The 17,098-nt window shown below is 68.0% G+C and carries 15 protein-coding genes; 6 read left to right on the top strand and 9 right to left on the bottom strand.

The genetic code is table 11. The features are described 5' to 3' along the window. The first annotated feature begins 108 nt into the window (after window positions 1-108). Window positions 109-1,392 carry an MFS transporter gene (locus BUF17_RS02005; RefSeq protein WP_073625523.1) on the top strand — a complete coding sequence of 428 codons (1,284 nt, stop codon included), beginning with the start codon at window positions 109-111 and terminating at the stop codon, window positions 1,390-1,392. A gap of 46 nt (window positions 1,393-1,438) precedes the next feature. Here the strand turns inward: BUF17_RS02005 and BUF17_RS02000 are convergent, their stop codons facing one another. The 4 genes from BUF17_RS02000 to BUF17_RS01985 form a co-directional block, all read right to left on the bottom strand. Continuing rightward, the gene (locus tag BUF17_RS02000; protein ID WP_073625522.1) at window positions 1,439-2,263 is read right to left on the bottom strand and encodes an ABC transporter permease; all 825 of its coding nucleotides are present in this window, start codon (window positions 2,261-2,263) and stop codon (window positions 1,439-1,441) included. A gap of 70 nt (window positions 2,264-2,333) precedes the next feature. Then, window positions 2,334-3,305 carry an ABC transporter permease subunit gene (locus BUF17_RS01995; protein WP_084563791.1) on the bottom strand — a complete coding sequence of 324 codons (972 nt, stop codon included), beginning with the start codon at window positions 3,303-3,305 and terminating at the stop codon, window positions 2,334-2,336. 132 nt (window positions 3,306-3,437) lie between these two features. After that, entirely contained in the window at window positions 3,438-4,589 is a 1,152-nt protein-coding gene (locus BUF17_RS01990) for an ABC transporter ATP-binding protein (RefSeq protein ID WP_073625520.1), read from the bottom strand. Window positions 4,590-4,674: 85 nt separating this feature from the next. Beyond that, window positions 4,675-5,787, bottom strand: coding sequence for a polyamine ABC transporter substrate-binding protein (locus BUF17_RS01985; RefSeq protein ID WP_073625519.1), 1,113 nt, complete (start codon window positions 5,785-5,787; stop codon window positions 4,675-4,677). Between the two features lie 289 nt (window positions 5,788-6,076). Here BUF17_RS01985 and BUF17_RS01980 point away from each other — a divergent pair, with 289 nt between their 5' ends. From BUF17_RS01980 to BUF17_RS01960, 5 genes are all read left to right on the top strand, one after another. Further along, window positions 6,077-7,120: an adenylate/guanylate cyclase domain-containing protein gene (locus BUF17_RS01980; protein WP_139282368.1), complete on the top strand. Its 1,044-nt coding sequence runs from the start codon at window positions 6,077-6,079 to the stop codon at window positions 7,118-7,120. A 148-nt stretch (window positions 7,121-7,268) separates the two neighbouring features. Then, window positions 7,269-8,672 carry a glutamine synthetase family protein gene (locus BUF17_RS01975; protein ID WP_073625517.1) on the top strand — a complete coding sequence of 468 codons (1,404 nt, stop codon included), beginning with the start codon at window positions 7,269-7,271 and terminating at the stop codon, window positions 8,670-8,672. A 154-nt stretch (window positions 8,673-8,826) separates the two neighbouring features. Further along, the gene (locus BUF17_RS01970) at window positions 8,827-10,221 is read left to right on the top strand and encodes an aspartate aminotransferase family protein (RefSeq protein ID WP_073625516.1); all 1,395 of its coding nucleotides are present in this window, start codon (window positions 8,827-8,829) and stop codon (window positions 10,219-10,221) included. Continuing rightward, window positions 10,218-11,522, top strand: a complete 1,305-nt coding sequence (locus BUF17_RS01965; protein ID WP_073625515.1) for an NAD(P)/FAD-dependent oxidoreductase — start codon at window positions 10,218-10,220, stop codon at window positions 11,520-11,522. The genes BUF17_RS01970 and BUF17_RS01965 overlap by 4 nt, the downstream gene beginning before the upstream one ends. Before the next feature lie 101 nt (window positions 11,523-11,623). Continuing rightward, window positions 11,624-12,028 carry a chorismate mutase gene (locus tag BUF17_RS01960; RefSeq protein WP_210215377.1) on the top strand — a complete coding sequence of 135 codons (405 nt, stop codon included), beginning with the start codon at window positions 11,624-11,626 and terminating at the stop codon, window positions 12,026-12,028. A gap of 44 nt (window positions 12,029-12,072) precedes the next feature. Here the strand turns inward: BUF17_RS01960 and BUF17_RS01955 are convergent, their stop codons facing one another. The 5 genes from BUF17_RS01955 to cysG form a co-directional block, all read right to left on the bottom strand. Beyond that, window positions 12,073-12,588, bottom strand: a complete 516-nt coding sequence (locus BUF17_RS01955; RefSeq protein WP_073625514.1) for a DUF934 domain-containing protein — start codon at window positions 12,586-12,588, stop codon at window positions 12,073-12,075. Window positions 12,589-12,765: 177 nt separating this feature from the next. Next, a complete protein-coding gene (locus tag BUF17_RS01950) occupies window positions 12,766-13,524 on the bottom strand; it encodes a phosphoadenylyl-sulfate reductase (protein ID WP_073625513.1) in 759 nt (252 codons plus the stop codon). Further along, window positions 13,511-15,169 (bottom strand): nitrite/sulfite reductase, encoded by a 1,659-nt coding sequence (locus BUF17_RS01945; protein ID WP_073625512.1) that lies wholly within the window; start codon window positions 15,167-15,169, stop codon window positions 13,511-13,513. Before BUF17_RS01945 ends, BUF17_RS01950 begins: the two co-directional genes overlap by 14 nt. Before the next feature lie 12 nt (window positions 15,170-15,181). After that, window positions 15,182-15,520: a DUF2849 domain-containing protein gene (locus BUF17_RS01940; protein WP_073625511.1), complete on the bottom strand. Its 339-nt coding sequence runs from the start codon at window positions 15,518-15,520 to the stop codon at window positions 15,182-15,184. Window positions 15,521-15,532: 12 nt separating this feature from the next. Continuing rightward, window positions 15,533-16,975 (bottom strand): siroheme synthase CysG, encoded by a 1,443-nt coding sequence (cysG, locus tag BUF17_RS01935; RefSeq protein WP_073625510.1) that lies wholly within the window; start codon window positions 16,973-16,975, stop codon window positions 15,533-15,535. Window positions 16,976-17,098 lie beyond the last annotated feature (123 nt).

Below are 17,098 nucleotides of genomic sequence, written 5' to 3'. Positions count from 1 at the left end.
CGCCTCGGTCCATCCGCGCCGATAAGACGTCGATGCCGTTCCTTTTATGCCCCTTCCTGCGCGTGCGGAATGGCGCGACAATCAACGGCGCTCTAGGGAGGCTGGGTCATGTCTGCTCTCACGTCGTTCTTCGCTCCGCTCACCCTGCTGACGCCCCAGCAGCGCAAGACGGTGGTCGCCAGCTATCTCGGCTGGATGCTCGATGCGTTCGATTTCTTCATCCTGGTGTTCGTGCTGGTGGAGATCGCGAAGGAGTTCGGCACCACCATCGAGAGCGTGTCGGTCGCGATCTTCCTGACCCTCGCGGTGCGCCCCATCGGCGCCCTCGTGTTCGGCCTCGCCGCCGACCGGATCGGGCGGCGGCCGGTGCTGATGACGAGCATCCTGCTCTATTCGGGGCTGGAATTCGCCAGCGGCTTCGCCACCGATCTCACCATGCTGATCGTGCTGCGCACGCTCTACGGCATCGTCATGGGCGGCGAGTGGGGCGTAGGCGCCTCGCTGGCGATGGAAACGGTGCCCTCCAAGGTCCGCGGCCTCGTCTCCGGCATCCTGCAATCCGGCTACCCCGCCGGCTACCTGCTGGCCTCGCTGTTCTTCTTCCTCTTGTTCGACCACGTCGGCTGGCGCGGGCTGTTCATGCTCGGGTCCCTGCCCGCGCTCGTGGTGCTGTTCATCCGCCGCAATGTCGACGAATCGCCCGCCTTCGTTGAACGGGCGAAGGCCGGCCGCAAGCTCTCGCTCGGCGCCGTCATCAAGGGCAACGGCAAGCTGATCGTCTGGGCCGCGCTGATGATGGCCGCGTTCAACTTCATGAGCCACGGCACGCAGGATCTCTATCCGACCTTCCTGGAGACCCAGCGCCACCTCGACACCTCGCAGGTCGGCCTGGTCGCCATCGTCTACAATTTCGGCGCGGTGGTCGGCAGCATCTTCTTCGGCGGGCTGTCCGACCGCGCCGGCCGGCGCCGCTCCATCGCGATCGCCGCCATCCTCGCCCTGCCCGCGCTGCCGCTCTGGGCGTTCGGCGGTTCGCCGGCCTGGCTGGCTGTCGGCGGCTTTCTGGTGCAGTTCTGCGTGCAGGGCGCGTGGGGCGTGGTGCCGGTGCACCTCAACGAACTGTCGCCGGAAGCGGTGCGCGGCACCTTCCCGGGCCTCGTCTACCAGACCGGCAACCTGATCGCCTCGTCCACCGTCACGCTGCAGGCGATGCTCACCGCCCAGCTCGGCGGCAACTACGCGCTCGCGCTCGCCCTGTTCGGCGGGGCGGCGGCCGTCGCGGTCACGGCCCTCGTGGTTCTCGGCCCGGAGGCGAAGGGCATCGGCTTCGGCGGCTCCGCCCGCGACCGGCGCGCCAATCTGCGCGTCGTCGGCGGGCGGCATCGCTCGTAAGCCGCGGCCGGCTTCATTTCGCTGGCCGCGGAGTTATTCGGCCCGGTCAGCGTCCGGCTGCCGCCATCCGCTCGGCGCGTTTGCGCTCGGTGGCGGAGCGCTTCATCTGGATCGACGTAAAGATCACGCCGACCGTCACAATGGCGATCAGGATGGTACAGGCGGCATTGATCTCCGGCGAAACGCCGAGCCGCACCTGGCTGTAGATCTTGATCGGCAGCGTGGTCGCGCCGGGTCCCGTGGTGAAGCTCGCGATGACGAGATCGTCGAGCGACAGCGTGAACGCCAGCACCCAGCCCGACAGCACCGCCGGCAGGATCAGCGGCAGCGTGATCGCGAAGAACGTCTTGAACGGCGTGCAGCCGAGATCGAGCGCGGCTTCTTCCAGCGTGCGGTCGAACGTCACAAGCCGCGACTGCACCACGACCGCGACGTAGCACATCGTGAAAGTGATGTGGGCGATGGTCATGGTCCAGAAGCCGCGGGCGAAATCGAACGCCACGAACAGCAGGAGCAGCGACAGGCCGAGGATCACCTCCGGCAGCACCAGTGGCGCCGACAGCATCCCGGAGAACAGGCTGCGGCCGTGGAAGCGCCCGCCGCGCACCATCGTGATCGCGGCCAGCGTGCCGAGCACGGTGGCCGCTGTCGCGGAGATGACGGCGACGCGGATCGTCGTCCAAGCGGCGTCGAGCAGCTGCGCGTCCTGCCACAGCGCCACGTACCACCGGGTCGACCAGCCTTCCCAGATCGCGACGTTCCGGCCGGCGTTGAACGAATAGATGATGAGCAGCACGATCGGCAGATAGAGGAAGGCGAAGCCGAGGGTGACGGAAACGACGTTGAACCACGACGGGCTGCGGCTGTTCATCGGCGGCTTCCCCCTGCCCGCTTGGCTGCGCCGGCGCGCGGCGATCTGATGGTCTTTCCCCGGTTCTGCATCAGACGCGCTCCTGCAGCTTGGCCTGATGGTTCTGGAACAGCACGATCGGCACCACCAGGATCACCAGCAGCACCACCGCGACGGCGGAGGCGACCGGCCAGTCGCGATTGTTGAAGAACTCGTTCCACATCGTCCGGCCGATCATCAGCGTGTCGGAACCGCCGAGCAGATCCGGGATCACGAACTCGCCCACGGCCGGAATGAACACGAGGAAGCAGCCCGCCACCACGCCGGGCAGCGACAGCGGAAACGTGATCTTCCAGAACGCCCTGATCGGAGGGCAGCCGAGGTCCGCGGCGGCCTCCAGCAGCGTGCCGTCGAGCTTCTCCAGCGCCGAATAGAGCGGCAGCACCATGAACGGAAGGTAGGAATAGACGATGCCGATATAGACGGCGGTCGTGGTCGACAGGATCACCAGCGGGCTCGCCGGGTCGACGAGGCCGAGATAGATCAGCACCTTGTTGAGCAGCCCCTCGCGCGACAGGATGCCCATCCAGGCGTAGACGCGGATGAGGAAGCTCGTCCAGAACGGCAGGATCACCATCATCATCAGCATCGGCCGCCACTCCTCCGGCGCCCGCGCCATGCCGTAGGCGATGGGATAGCCGATCACGAGCAGCAGGATCGTCGAGGTGAAGGCGATCCACACGCTGTTGACGTAGGAGCGCCAGTAGAGGTCGTCCGTCGTCAGGAACATGTAGGTGTCGGTGGAAAGCTGGCCGACCTTGTTCCACGTCGTCGCCAGCGAATCCCGGAACACGTCGAACACGGGCGTGTAGGGCGGCATCGCGATCGCGGTCTCGGAGAACGAGATCTTGAACACGATCAGGAACGGCACGAGGAAGAACACCAGCATCCAGGCGAAGGGAATGGCCTTCACCAGCCATCGCCCCGGTGCGCCTCTCCTGCCGACCGGTCCGGTCTCTGATTCAGCCCCCGCCGAACTGTCGCTGATCGCTGCCATGCCCATGCTCCCCCTGCGGCAGTCCGGCCTCGCCGGCTCTCGTACGCCGCTTTGCGCCCCGCTTCCGCAAGCAAGGGCGTCCGCATCTCGAATTTGAAGGCGCTGCCGGGCGGCAAGGCTCCGCCCGGCCGGTCGTGCTCAGCGTGTCAGCACCACGCCGGCATCGTGGTCCCAGCTCAGCCACACATGGTCTTCCCACGTGATCGGCCGCTCCACCATGCGACGGGAATTGACGATGGTGGCCCGCACGTTGCGCCCGTTCGACAGGCGGACGTGGTAGGAAGACTGGTCGCCCAGATAGCCGATGTCCCACACCTCGCCCTGCAGGGCGTTGATGGAGGGATCGGCCGGCGGATCGAGCGAGATGCGCACCTTCTCCGGCCGCACCGCGAACGCCACCTCGGACCCGGTGACGGCCTCCGTCGGCGCGCCGGCATCGATCGTCAGCTCGGGGTCGGAGACGGCGATCCGCGTGTTCTGGCCGTCGCAGGAGACGAGAGAGCCGGCGAAGATGTTCACGTCGCCGATGAACTCCGCGACATAGCGGGTGGCCGGCTGCTCGTAGATCAGCGCCGGCGGCGCGATCTGGATGATCTCGCCCTTGTTCATGACGGCGATGCGGTCGGCGACCGTCATGGCTTCCTCCTGATCGTGGGTCACGATCAGGAAGGTCATGCCGAGTTCCATCTGCAGGTCGATCAGTTCGAACTGCGTCTCCTCGCGCAGCTTCTTGTCGAGCGCGCCGAGCGGCTCGTCGAGCAGCAGCACCTTCGGCCGCTTGGCGACCGAGCGGGCGAGCGCCACGCGCTGGCGCTGGCCGCCGGAAAGCTGGTGCGGCTTGCGCTTGGCGAACTGCGTCAGCTTCACGAGCGTCAGCACCTCCTCCACCCGCTTCTCGATCTCGGGCTTCGGCATTCCGTCCTGCTTCAGCCCGAACGCGATGTTCTGTTCCACCGTCATGTGGGGAAACAGCGCATAGGACTGGAACATCATGTTCGCCGGCCGGCGATAGGGCGGCACGCCCTTCAGCGGCTTGCCGTCGAGGAACACGTCGCCCTCGGTCGGGTCCTCAAACCCGGCCAGCATCCGCATCAGCGTGGTCTTGCCGCAGCCGGACGGCCCGAGCAGCGCGAAGAACTCGCGTTCGTAGATCTTGAGGTTCAGGTGCTCGACCGCGACGAAATCGCCGAACCTCTTGGTCACATTGCGAAATTCGATGAAGGGCTTCTGGGTCGGATCGTCCCAGGGTGCAAATTTCCGCCTGACCGTACCGATCGCCTGCTTGACCACCGACAATTCCCCCTGGCCGGATTCGTGACGTCGCGATGCCTATGAAATGGAAAGGGCCGGTCGTGCCGGCCCCCGTCCCTGCTGGTTACTGGCCGCCGCTTTTGACGGAGGTCCACACCCGGTTCAGCACGCGCTGGGAGGCGGGCGGATAGGGCGTGACCACATAGAGGCGCTTCATCACGTCCTCGGGCGGATAGATCGCCGGATCGTTGAGGATTTCCTTGTTCATGAACGGCCAGGAATCCTTGTTGCCGTTGGCGTAGAACACGAAGTCCGAGGCCTTGGCGATCACTTCCGGCGTCTGGATGAAGTTGATGAAGGCCATCGCCTCGGCCGGATGCGGCGCATCGGCGGGAACGGCCATCTGGTCGACCCAGAGATGCGCGCCTTCCTTCGGGATCTTGTATTCGATGTTCACGCCGTTCTTGGCGTCGGCCGCGCGGTTGCGCGACTGGAACACGTCGCCGGAATAGCCGACCGCGACGCAGATGTCGCCGTTGGCGAGCGCGTTGATATATTCGGAGGAATGGAACTTCTGGATGTAGGGTCGCACCTTCATCCACAGCTCGCCGGCCTTCTGCAGGTCCTCCGGCTTCTTCGAATCCGGGTCCATGCCGAGATAGTTCAGCGCGGCGGGAATGGTGTCGTCGGCGGCGTCGAGAATCTGGATGCCGCAGCTCGCGAGCTTCGAGGCATTGGCCGGATCGAAGATCAGCGCCCACGAATCGGTCGGGGCGTTCGGCAGCACGGCCGCCACCTTGTCCTTGTTGTAGCCGATGCCGACCGTGCCCCACATGTAGTTCACGGAATAGTCGTTGCCGGGATCGAACTTGGCCGCCTCGGCCATGATCTCGGGCCACATGTGCGACAGGTTCGGAATGGCCGCCTTGTCGAGCTTCTGGAACACGCCGGCCTGGATCTGACGGGCGAGGAAGTTGCCGCTCGGCACCACCACGTCGTAGCCCGAGCCGCCGGAGAGCAGCTTGGTCTCAAGGATGTCGTTCGAATCGAACACGTCGTAGACGACCTTGATGCCCGTCTTGTCCGTGAACTCCTTGAGGACGCTGGGATCGATATAATCGGACCAGTTGTAGACGTTCACCACCTTGTCGGCGGCGAAGGCCGGGACGGCGACGCCGGCAAGCGCCACCGAGGCCAGCGCGGCGATCCCGATTCCGTAGCTGCTTAAGGCCCGCATCCGCTGTTCTCCGCTTTTCCCTTTGGACACGCAGCAGTCACGAGGCCTTTCAGGATCCCGCGCGCCGCCTTTCATCCGGAGGTTAGTGACCTTCGTCGCCCGCCTCAACTCCCCCCGGCGCCCTTTTTGCCGCATTCCGCACCATGCCGAAGTTCGTTGCAGAACCGGGCCGACGGAACCCGGCCGGGCCACCGCCTCTTTTTTGACCTCGAGCGGGATTGTGTATGGTCGGCGGAAACAGCGCGATGACGGCCCGTCCCCGTCGCGGAACGAGTGGAGGATCGAGGCCGTGCGCGTCCGCACGAAACTGAGGTTGCGCATCGTCCTCATCGTCGGCGCGATCGCGGCAGCGATCGGCGCGACGATCAGCATTCTCGGTAACGACGGCCCGAGGGGCATCGTCACCAGCATGTTCGTCGGCGCCCTCACCGGCATGGCGATGACCGGGATGGAGATCCTGATCCACAGTCGCTACGCGCAGTCGTTCCGCAAGCTGCCGTTCGCGGTCTGGCTGGCGGCCCGCGTCGTCGCCTACGGCATTTTCATCCCCGTTTTCGACCGCGTCGCGTTCTCGATCTCGGAGGGAATGCTCGTCCCCTGGCGGTTCGATCTCTCGATCTCGATCCCGCTCGCGCTGTTCTTCAACTTCATCTTCATGATCCGGCGGCACATCGGGCCGTCGATGTTCGGCAACCTGATGACCGGCCGCTACTACAGGCCGCGGGCCGAGGAACGCCTCGTCGCGTTCTTCGACCTCAAGGGGTCGACGTCGCTTGCCGAGCGCGTCGGCGACCTCAAGTTCCATTCGGTGCTGAACGACGTGTTCTTCGATGCCGGCGTCGCCATCGTGGAAGGGCGCGGCGAGATCTATCGCTATGTCGGCGACGAGATCATCGCCTCGTGGCGCACCCGCTCCGCCGGCGCCGGGCAGAACTGCCTGCGGGCGATCTTCGGCACCGGCGACATCCTGAAGCGTCGCGCCGATCACTACCGGCGGCACCACGGCGTGCAGCCGAGCCTGCGCACCGCCGTCCACGCCGGGCCGCTCGTCGTCGGCGAGATGGGCGACCTCAAGCGGGAGATCGTGCTTCTCGGCGACACGATGAACACCGCCGCCCGCATCGAGGACGTCAGCCGCAAGACCGGCCACGACATCGTCGTGTCCGAGCCGGCGCTTGCGCTCATGCAGCCGCTGCCGGCCGGCATTGTCGCGATCCCGCTCGGCGACGCCTCCCTCCGGGGCAAGACGGAGCAGCTCCGGCTGTTCGCGCTCGCCCGCGAGGCGCCGGACACCGGTTCGGGCGCCGAGCGAATATCGGCGAGCGCCCCCTAGGCGGCACACGGGCGCCCGGCTAGGATGTCGGCCATGGGTCTTCCGATGGCGTGGAATTCCCCGTGTGGTTGCGCCGTCGGAATCGCCCTCCAGCCGGTCGGCCCTTTTTTCTTCGGGTGTTTCCAGTCTTTCTTCGGGTGATTCCAGCATGTCGAAAAAGAAGAAGCTCGAACGCGATGTCGAACGGGCGCGCGGCGTCGGTTCGTTCGAGGAGGCGGAGACCTGGCTCTCCGACCGCGGGCTCCAGGACATCGAGTGCATCGTTCCCGATCAGGCGGGCGTCGCGCGCGGCAAGATGATGCCGGTGGAGAAATTCATCTCCGGCCCCAACATGACCATGCCGACCTCGATCTTCACTCAGACGATCACCGGCGACTATCCGGAGGACGAGGAGTTCGACGACATCTACGATCCCTCGGACGGCGATCTCGTCTTCGAGCCGGATTATTCCACCCTCGCGGTGGTCCCGTGGGCCAGCGATCCGACCGCCCAGATCATCCACGACGCCTATTACAAGGACGGCCGTCCGGTGGACGTCGCCCCGCGTCAGGTGCTCAAACGCGTCATCGACCTCTACCGCCACAAGGGCTGGAAGGCCGTGGTGGCGCCGGAGATCGAGTTCTACCTCATCGAGCCCAACACCGATCCCGACTATCCGCTCAAGCCGCCGATCGGCCGCTCGGGCCGGCCGGAAATCGGGCGGCAGTCCTATTCCATCGCCGCCGTCAACGAGTTCGACGACCTGTTCGACGACATCTACGAGTTCTCCGAGGCCCAGGGGCTTGAGATCGACACGCTGATCCACGAGGAAGGGTCGGCGCAGATGGAGATCAACCTGCTCCACGGCGATCCGCTGGAGCTGGCCGACCAGGTCTTCCTGTTCAAGCGCACGATCCGCGAGGCCGCGCTGCGTCACAAGATGTACGCGACCTTCATGGCCAAGCCGATGTCCCAGGAACCGGGCTCGGCGATGCACATCCACCAGTCGATCGTCGACATGGAGACGGGGCAGAACATCTTCTCCGACGCCAACACCGGCAATCCGACCACGGAGTTCTTCTCCTTCATCGCCGGCCAGCAGAAGTTCCTGCCGCACGTCATGTGCATTCTCGCGCCCTACGTTAACTCCTACCGGCGGCTCGCCCGCAACACGGCGGCCCCGATCAACGTGCAATGGGGCTACGACAACCGCACCGTCGGGCTGCGCGTGCCGAATTCCAGCCCGCAGGCCCGCCGCGTCGAGAACCGCACGCCGTCGACGGATTCCAATCCCTATCTCGCCATCGCGGCGTCACTCGCCTGCGGTTATATCGGCCTCGTGGAGGGTCTGAAGCCGGACGATCCGATCTCCGGCTCGGCGCGTCACCTGCCGTTCGGCCTGCCGCGCGACCTGCTCGGCGCGGTCGAACTGTTCGAGAACTGCGAGGAACTCGCCGACATCTTCGGCAAGTCGTTCATCGCCACCTACCGCGCGATCAAGCAGCAGGAATTCGAGACGTTCATGCGCGTGATCAGCCCGTGGGAGCGCGAGTTCCTGCTGCTCAACGTCTGAAGCGCCGGCCTTCGGCGCGCGGAGGCCGGCTCACGGCCTCCGCTTTGTGAGATGGCCGACCGGGTCGGCCCGCCGGCGCGCGCAGCCGCCGCGCCGGGCCGCCCGCGAGGCCGGAGAAAGCGCCGCTCGACGAGCGGCAGAACCGGACCGGATCATGCCCACCAGCAATCTCTACGACACCCAGAGCCTTCGCGAGCGCGATGCCGCCCACCACTGGCATCCGTTCACCGACACCAAGGAACTCGGCGCCAACAGCCGCGTGATCGTCGGCGGCGAAGGGGTCTGGATCGAGGATTCGGAGGGCAACCGCATCCTCGACGGCATGGCCGGGCTCTGGTGCACCCAGGTCGGTCACGGCCGCCGCGAGATCGCCGATGCGGTCTACGCGCAGATGACCAAGCTCGCCTACTACAACACCTTCTTCAAGACGACCCACCCGCCGGTGCTGGAGCTCGCCGAGAAGGTCGCCTCCCTCGCCCCGCCCCACATGAACCGCGTGTTCTTCACCGGCTCCGGCTCGGAATCGAACGACACCGTCATCCGCATGGTCCGCCGCTACTGGGACCTCAAGGGCAAGCCGCACAAGAAGACCATCATCGCCCGCCGCAACGGCTATCACGGCTCCACCGTCGGCGGCGCCAGCCTCGGCGGCATGACGCCGATGCACGGCCAGGGCGACCTGCCGATTCCCGGGATCGTCCACATCGCCCAGCCCTACTGGTTCGGCGAGGGCGGCGACCTGTCGCCGGCCGAGTTCGGGCTGAAGGCCGCGCGCGCCCTCGAGGCCGCCATCGACGCCTTCGGCGCCGACCGGATCGCCGCCTTCATCGCCGAGCCCGTGCAGGGCGCGGGCGGCGTCATCATCCCGCCCGAGACCTACTGGCCGGAAATCGCCCGCATCTGCCGCGAGCGCGACATCCTGCTCGTCGTCGACGAGGTGATCTGCGGCTTCGGCCGGCTCGGCGAGTGGTTCGGCTCGGTCCATTTCGGCGTGGAGCCGGACCTGATGCCGATCGCCAAGGGTCTGTCGTCCGGCTATCTGCCGATCGGCGGCGTCGTCGTATCCGACAGGGTGGCGGACGTCGTCATCGGCGAGGGCGGCGAGTTCTATCACGGCTACACCTATTCCGGTCACCCGGCGGCCTGCGCCGCCGCGCTCGCCAATCTCGCGATCATCGAGCGGGAAAAGCTGGTCGACCGGGTCCGCGACGATATCGGCCCCTATCTGCAGGCGCGCTGGCGCGCTCTCGGCGAGCATCCGCTCGTCGGCGAGGCCCGCATGATCGGGCTGATGGGCGCGCTCGAACTGGTGCCGGAGAAGACCGGCCGCGCCGTGCGCTTCAACGCCCCGCTCGGCGATGTCGGCGCGCTCTGCCGCGACTTCGCCTTCGCCAACGGCCTGGTGATGCGCGGCGTGCGCGATTCCATGATCATCTCGCCGCCGCTCGTCATCAGCCACGACGAGGCCGACGAACTCGTGGCCCGCGCCCGCCTCACCCTCGACGCCACCCACGCCGAGCTGAAGCGCCGGGGTCTGGTGGCCGAATGACCGGGGAGGATATCCGCCGCGCCCACGTCCCGCTCGATCACGCGCCGAGCTATTACGCGGCGTCGGCGAAGCACGACGCCACCCGCTATCCCCTCGGCGGGTCGGCGCGGGCGGACGTGTGCATCATCGGCGGCGGATATACCGGGCTGTCGGCGGCGATGCATCTGGCGGAAGCCGGGCGCTCGGTCATTCTGGTGGAATCGAACCGCGTCGGCTGGGGCGCGAGCGGCCGCAACGGCGGCCAGCTCCACACCGGCCAGCGGCGCGATCAGGACTGGCTGGAGGCGAAGCTCGGGCTCAACGACGCCCGCCACCTCTGGACCCTCGCCGAGGAAGCCAAGGCGCTGGTGCGCCACCTCATCCTGCGCCACGGCATCGATTGCGATTTCCGGCACGGCCTGATCACCGCCGCCCACAAACCTTCGATGGTCGACGACCTGAAGGCGTGGGGCGACGGCATGCGCAAGACCTACGGCTACGACCAGACCCGTCCGCTGGACAAGGACGAGGTCGCCGCGGCCATCGGCTCGAAGCGCTATTTCGGCGGTCTGCTCGATGCCGGCGGGGCGCACCTGCAGCCGCTGTCGTTCGCGCTCGGCATCGCGCAGGCGGCGGAACGCGCCGGCGCGCGGCTGTGCGAGGGAACGCGGGCGCTGCGCATCGAGGAGGCGGGCGGCCGCAAGCACGTCGTCACCACCCACGGCACGGTCGACGCCGCCGACGTTCTGGTCGCCGGCAACGGCTATCTCGCCGGCATCGAGCCAGAGATCGAATCCCGCGTGGTGCCGATCCGCAACTACATCCTCGCCACCGAACCCCTGCCCCATCCGGAGAAGATCATTCCCGGCTGGCAGTGCGTGGCGGATACCCGGTTCGTGGTGCGCTACTGGCGGCTTTCCGGGGACGGACGAATGGTGTTCGGCGGCGGCGAGACCTACTCGCAGCACGAGCCGGTCGATGTCGCCGGCTTCGTCCGCCACTACCTGCTGGAGGTCTATCCCGACCTCGCCCACACGCGGATCGACTATGCCTGGGGCGGAACGCTCGCGATCACCCAGGACCGCACGCCGATGATCCGGCGGTTGAGGCCCGGCCTCTATGTCGCCGCCGGCTATTCCGGCCAGGGCGTGGCGATCGCGCCGTTCGCCGGCAAGGTGGTCGCCGAGGCGATCATCGGCGACACCACGCGGCTCGACATCTTCTCGCGCCTGAAGGTGGCGCCGTTCCCGGGCGGGCGGCTCCTGCGCCAGCCGCTGGTGACGCTCGCCATGCTGTGGTTCTCGCTGCGGGACCGCCTCTGACCGGCCCGCCCCCCGCAACCGGACGAGACGCCGATATGATCCTGCCTTCACGATCCAGGAACGCGACCCGCTCCCGAACGCAGCCGACGACGTCCCGCGCGGTGGCGTGCCTGTTGCTGCTGGCACTCGCCGCCGTTTCCGCTGCGACCATGCCGGCTCCCGTCTCTGCGGCCGATCAGATGCCGGTGCCGCACGGCACGCCGCAAGCCGCAGGCGGAACCTGCTGCGACAGCCTCGCCGAGGTCCGGCAGAACATCGACCGCATCGACAGCGCGATCCTGAAATTGATGGCCGAGCGCGGCACCTATGTCCGCGAGGCCGGTCGCTTCAAGGCGAATGCGGCCTCGGTGCAGGACGACGCCCGCGTCGCCCGCATCATCGCCAAGGTCCGGGCGGAGGCGGAGGCCGACGGCCTCTCGCCGGATGTCGCCGAGGCCACCTACCGGGCGATGATCGCCGCCTTCACCGAGGAAGAGAAGAAACAGGTCGAAACGCGCGGAAAATAACGCTGATCCGCGCCTACCGTGCGACTCCCGACGCGACTCGCGTCTCAACCCGGGCGACGCAGCCAGCTCCGCGTCGCGCTGCCCGGCTTTTCGCCGGCGCCGTCGGCGGGCTGGTAGAACACCGGCATCCCCGGCACCCGGCCCTCGGCAAGCCGCCGGCGCGTCGGCTCGTTCGTCACCTGGAGGGCGTCGATGCCGCAGCGCCACATCAACTGCACCTGATCGAGCAGCACGTTGCCGACCGCGCGGATCTCGCCCTTGTAGCCGTAGCGCTCCCGCGCCAGCCGGGCGGTCGAGTAGTTCCGGCCGTCGGTATAGGCCGGGAAACTCACCGCGATCACCGCGAACCGGTCGAGTTCGTCGGCGATGTCCTCGATCTTCTCGCCCGGCGCGATCAGGATGCCGAGGGGACGGTTGTCTCCGGCAAGGCCATCGCGCTCGGCGACATAGCGGGCGAACGGAATCAGCACCTTGCCCTCGGCGGGAACGGCTTCGCCATCCGCAAGCGGGCGCCAGTCGTCGGGCTCGAAGCGGCCGGCGCGGAAGATATCGTCGGTCATGGATGTCCTTGCCGTTCTGGCGCGGCGGCCTCATGGGGCCGCCCTGTTCTGCGGGCGGTCCGGAGCGGGTTCCCGTGAGGCGCGGCAACCGGACCGCAGGGAAATGCCCCGGATTCTGTGGCATGAGCATAGCCGCGTCGTGCCGACCGGTTCAATCCGGCCGGCCCGCACGCCGGATCAGATGCCGCTGCCGTCGACCTCGCGGCCGTGGATGCCGAGGTGGATGCCGCACTCCGTCTTGGCCTGCCCGCGCCAGCGGCCGGAGCGCTCGTCCTCGCCCTCGGCGACGCGATCGGTGCAGGGCATGCAGCCGATGGAGCGGTAGCCATCGGCGACCAGCGGATGGGCCGGCAGGTCGTGCGCCGCCGCGTGGGCCAGCACGTCCGCCTTGGTCCATGCCGCGAGCGGGTTCACCTTCACGCGCGGGCCGTCCGTCTCGAACGCGTCGAGGCCGACGCGGTCGCCGCCCTGGAAGCGCTTGCGGCCGGTGATCCAGGCATCGAAGCCGGAAATCGCGCGGGCCAGCGGCTCGACCTTGCGGATCTGGCAGCAGAGGTCGGGATTGCGCAGCCACAGGCCGGAGTCGCTGTCGAGTTCCTGCAGCCGCACCGGGTCGGGCCGGATCGAGCGCACGTCGGTCAGCCCGAGCCGCTCGATCAGCCGGTCGCGATAGCGCAGCGTCTCCGGGAAGTGCTTGCCGGTCTCGAGGAAGATGACCGGCGTCGCCTTGTTGGTCTCCGCAACGAGGTGCAGCAGCACCGCCGCGTCGGCGCCGAACGACGACACAAGCGCGATCCGCCCGCGGAACACGGTGTTGATCGCGACGTCAAGGATGTCGCGCGTCGGCAAGTCGCCATAGAGCGCCTGGAGAGCCGCCGCCGAATGGTCAGACCCGATGGCGACCGCCGCGGGTGTCGAAAGGTCAACGCGCGCCATAGAGCGCCTCCTTGAACGGAGCCTCGCCGAGCCGGCCGAGAGCCGTCAGAAACGTCTCGTCGGGCCCGGTGCGCTGGTCGAGATAGGTCGAAACGATCTTTTCGATCGCGTCCGGCACGCCGTCCGCCGGGAACCCGGGGCCGATGATGGAGCCGACCGCCGCGTTCTCGCCGGGGGCCCCGCCGAGGGTGATCTGGTAGAGTTCCTCACCCTTCCGGTCGACGCCGAGGATGCCGATATTGCCGACGTGGTGGTGGCCGCAGGCATTGATGCAGCCCGAGATCTTGATCGACAGCGGGCCGATATCGCGCTGGCGGGCGAGATCGCCGAACCGCTCGGAGATCGCCTGGGCGATCGGGATCGAGCGGGCGTTGGCGAGCGCGCAATAATCGAGCCCCGGGCAGGCGATCATGTCGGTGATCAGGCCGGTGTTCGCGGTGGCGAGCCCCGCCTCCACGAGCGCGGCATGGATCGCCGGCACGTCGTCGAGCGCGACGTGGGGCAGCACCAGGTTCTGTTCGTGGCTGACGCGGGCCTCGTCGAACGCATAGCGTTCGGCGAGATCGGCCACGACCTCCATCTGCTCCGCGGTGGCATCGCCCGGAATGCCGCCTACGGGCTTCAGCGAGATCGTCACCGAGGCATAGCCCGGCACCTTGTGCGGGTTCAGGTTCTGCAGCACGAAGTCGGTGAGCGCGCGGTCCTTCCGCTTGGCCTCTTCCAGAACGGCGCTGACGGCCGGACGCTCGGCGAAGGTCGGCGGGGCGAAATAGGTCTCGATGCGGCGGATTTCCTCCGCCGGCACCGTCAGCACGCCGCCCTTCAGCTCCGCGAACTCGGCCTCGATCTGGCGCTGGATCTCTTCCGCGCCGGTCTCGTGCACCAGAATCTTGATGCGCGCCTTGTACTTGTTGTCGCGACGGCCATGACGGTTATAGACCCGCATCACCGCTTCCAGATAGGCGAGCAGGTCCGTCTCCGGCACGAAATGGTTGAGGCACTTCGCGACCATCGGCGTGCGGCCCTGGCCGCCGCCGACCCACACCTCGTAGCCGAGGTCGCCCGCCTCGTTGCGCACCACCTGCAGGCCGATGTCGTGGAAGCGGATGGCCGCGCGGTCCTTGAGCGAACCGGACACCGCGATCTTGAACTTGCGCGGCAGGAACAGGAATTCCGGGTGGATCGACGACCATTGCCGGATCACCTCCGCGATCGGGCGGGGATCGGCGATCTCGTCGGCAGCCGCGCCCGAGAAGTGATCCGCGGTCACGTTGCGGATGCAGTTGCCCGAGGTCTGGATCGCGTGCATCTCCACCTCGGCGAGAAGGCGGAGGATGTCCGGAATGTCCTCCAGACGCGGCCAGTTGTATTGCAGGTTCTGCCGGGTGGTGAAGTGGCCGTAACCCTTGTCGTACTCGCGCGCGATCCGCGCGAGGCGGCGCAGCTGCCGGCTCGACAGCGTGCCATAGGGCACGGCGATCCTGAGCATGTAGGCGTGAAGCTGGAGATAGACGCCGTTCTGCAGTCGCAGCGGGCGGAACTCGTCCTCGGTCAGCTCGCCGGCGAGACGGCGCTCCACCTGATCGGCGAACTGCGCGGTGCGGGCCTGAACGAAATCGCGGTCGAACTCGTCATAGCGATACATAACTCGGACTCCTCAGGCGGCAGCGCCGGCGCGCGGCGGCGCGGCGTTCTCGACGTCGGTGCGTGCGGTCGGGCCGAAGGCCCGGATGCGCTCGCGAAGACGGGTCGGCACGGGACCGTCGGCCTCGACGGTGACGTCGACGGCATAGGGATCGACCAGAAGCCGCTCGGCGACGCAGGCCTTGCCGAACTCCAGCGCCGCCTCCACGGCGGCGGGCTCGCGCAGCACCGACGCCTCGGCGACGTTCTCGGTCCAGACATTTCCGGCACCGAGGAAGATCACCAGTCCGTCGGACAGGCGATTGGCGGTGACGATCTGCTGCAGATCGGCCTTCGGCTTGGCGGGGGCCATGGTCGTGTTTCCTCAGGCGGCGGCGACCGCGCGCGCTTGCGTCAGCGGCTGGGCATTGGAGAGATCGGCGTGGGCGACGGCACGCCCGACGATGATGAGAACGGGGACAGATGCCTCGCCGGCCGCATCGTCGAGACCGGCAAGGCGGGCCATGTCGTCGAGAGTGCCGGCGAACACCGCTTCGTCCGTCCGGCTCGCGTTGGCGACGGCGGCGACCGGCGTGTCTGCGGCGAGCCCGGCGGCGATGAGGTGGGTGGCGACCCGGCCCGCCACGGAGCGGCCCATATAGACGGCAACCGTCGCGCCCGACAAGGCGAGCCCCGCCCAGCCCGGCAGCGTCTCGCCGTCGCGGTCGTGGCCGGTGGCGAACACCAGGCTCGACGCCACGCCGCGCAGCGTCAGCGGCAGGCGGATCGAGGCGGCGGCAGCCACGGCTGCCGTGATTCCGGGCACGACCTCGTGGGCGATGCCGGCCTCGGTGAGCGCGGTCATCTCCTCGCCCGCCCGGCCGAACACCAGCGGATCGCCCGCCTTGAGGCGCACGACGCGGCGACCGGCGCGGCCGAGATCGACCAGAAGCGCGTTGATGGCGCTCTGGCTCATGGAATGGGCGCCCTTCGCCTTGCCGACGGAGATGCGCTCGGCGTCGCGGCGGCCCATGGCGACCACGGCTTCCGGCACCAGCCGGTCGTAGACGATGACGTCGGCTTCCTGCAGCAGGCGCTGGGCGCGCAGCGTCAGCAGGTCCGCCGCCCCGGGGCCGGCCCCGACGAGCCAGACGAACCCGGCTTCCTCGCCGCGCACGCCGTTCAGAAGCCGCGCCGCCTCGCCGCGGGCCTCCTCCAGACGCCCGGAAAACACCCGGTCGGCGACCGAGCCGGAAAAGAACCGCCCCCAGAACCGCAGCCGCGCCTCGCCCGGCGGCAGCACGCGTGCGACCGTCGCGCGGAAGGATTCGGCGAGGCGGGCGAGCGCGCCGATCTCGACCGGCAGCATCGCCTCGACGCGCGCGCGGATGTGGCGGGCGAGCACCGGCCCCGTGCCGGCGGATGAAATCGCCACCGCCACCGGCGCCCGGTTGACGATCGCCGGCACATAGAAATCGCACCATTCCGGGCGGTCGACGGCATTGACCGGAACGCCGGCCGCGCGGGCGGCCTCGACCACCGCAATATCGGCGGCCTCGTCGTCCTCGGCTGCGGCGAAGGCGAGCGCGGCGCCCTCGAGGTCGGACGGCTGGAACGCGCGGCGGCGGATTTCTCCGCCGGCCCGCGTCACCACGGCGGCGAGTTCCTCGCCCGGATCCTCGGCGACGACGACGATGCGGGCTTCCGTCTCCGTCAGCAGGCGGACCTTGGCGAGCGCTTCCGCTCCGCCGCCGACGACGAGCACGGGCCGCCCGGAAACCTTGTGGAAGGCCGGGAACACACTGAGGCGATGCGGGGCACTCGACATGGAGGCGGCTCGTCGTGCGGGCGCGTGCGGTCGTGGTCGAACCGTCCCGCGCGGGAAGGAACAGGATGCGAAGGCAGTGCCTCGGGCGTGCGGCTCGCCGGAGGCAGCCAACCGCCGCCCGGG

Source organism: Pseudoxanthobacter soli DSM 19599 (assembly GCF_900148505.1).
GTDB lineage: Bacteria > Pseudomonadota > Alphaproteobacteria > Rhizobiales > Segnochrobactraceae > Pseudoxanthobacter > Pseudoxanthobacter soli.
This window is presented reverse-complemented; position numbering and strand designations above follow the sequence as displayed.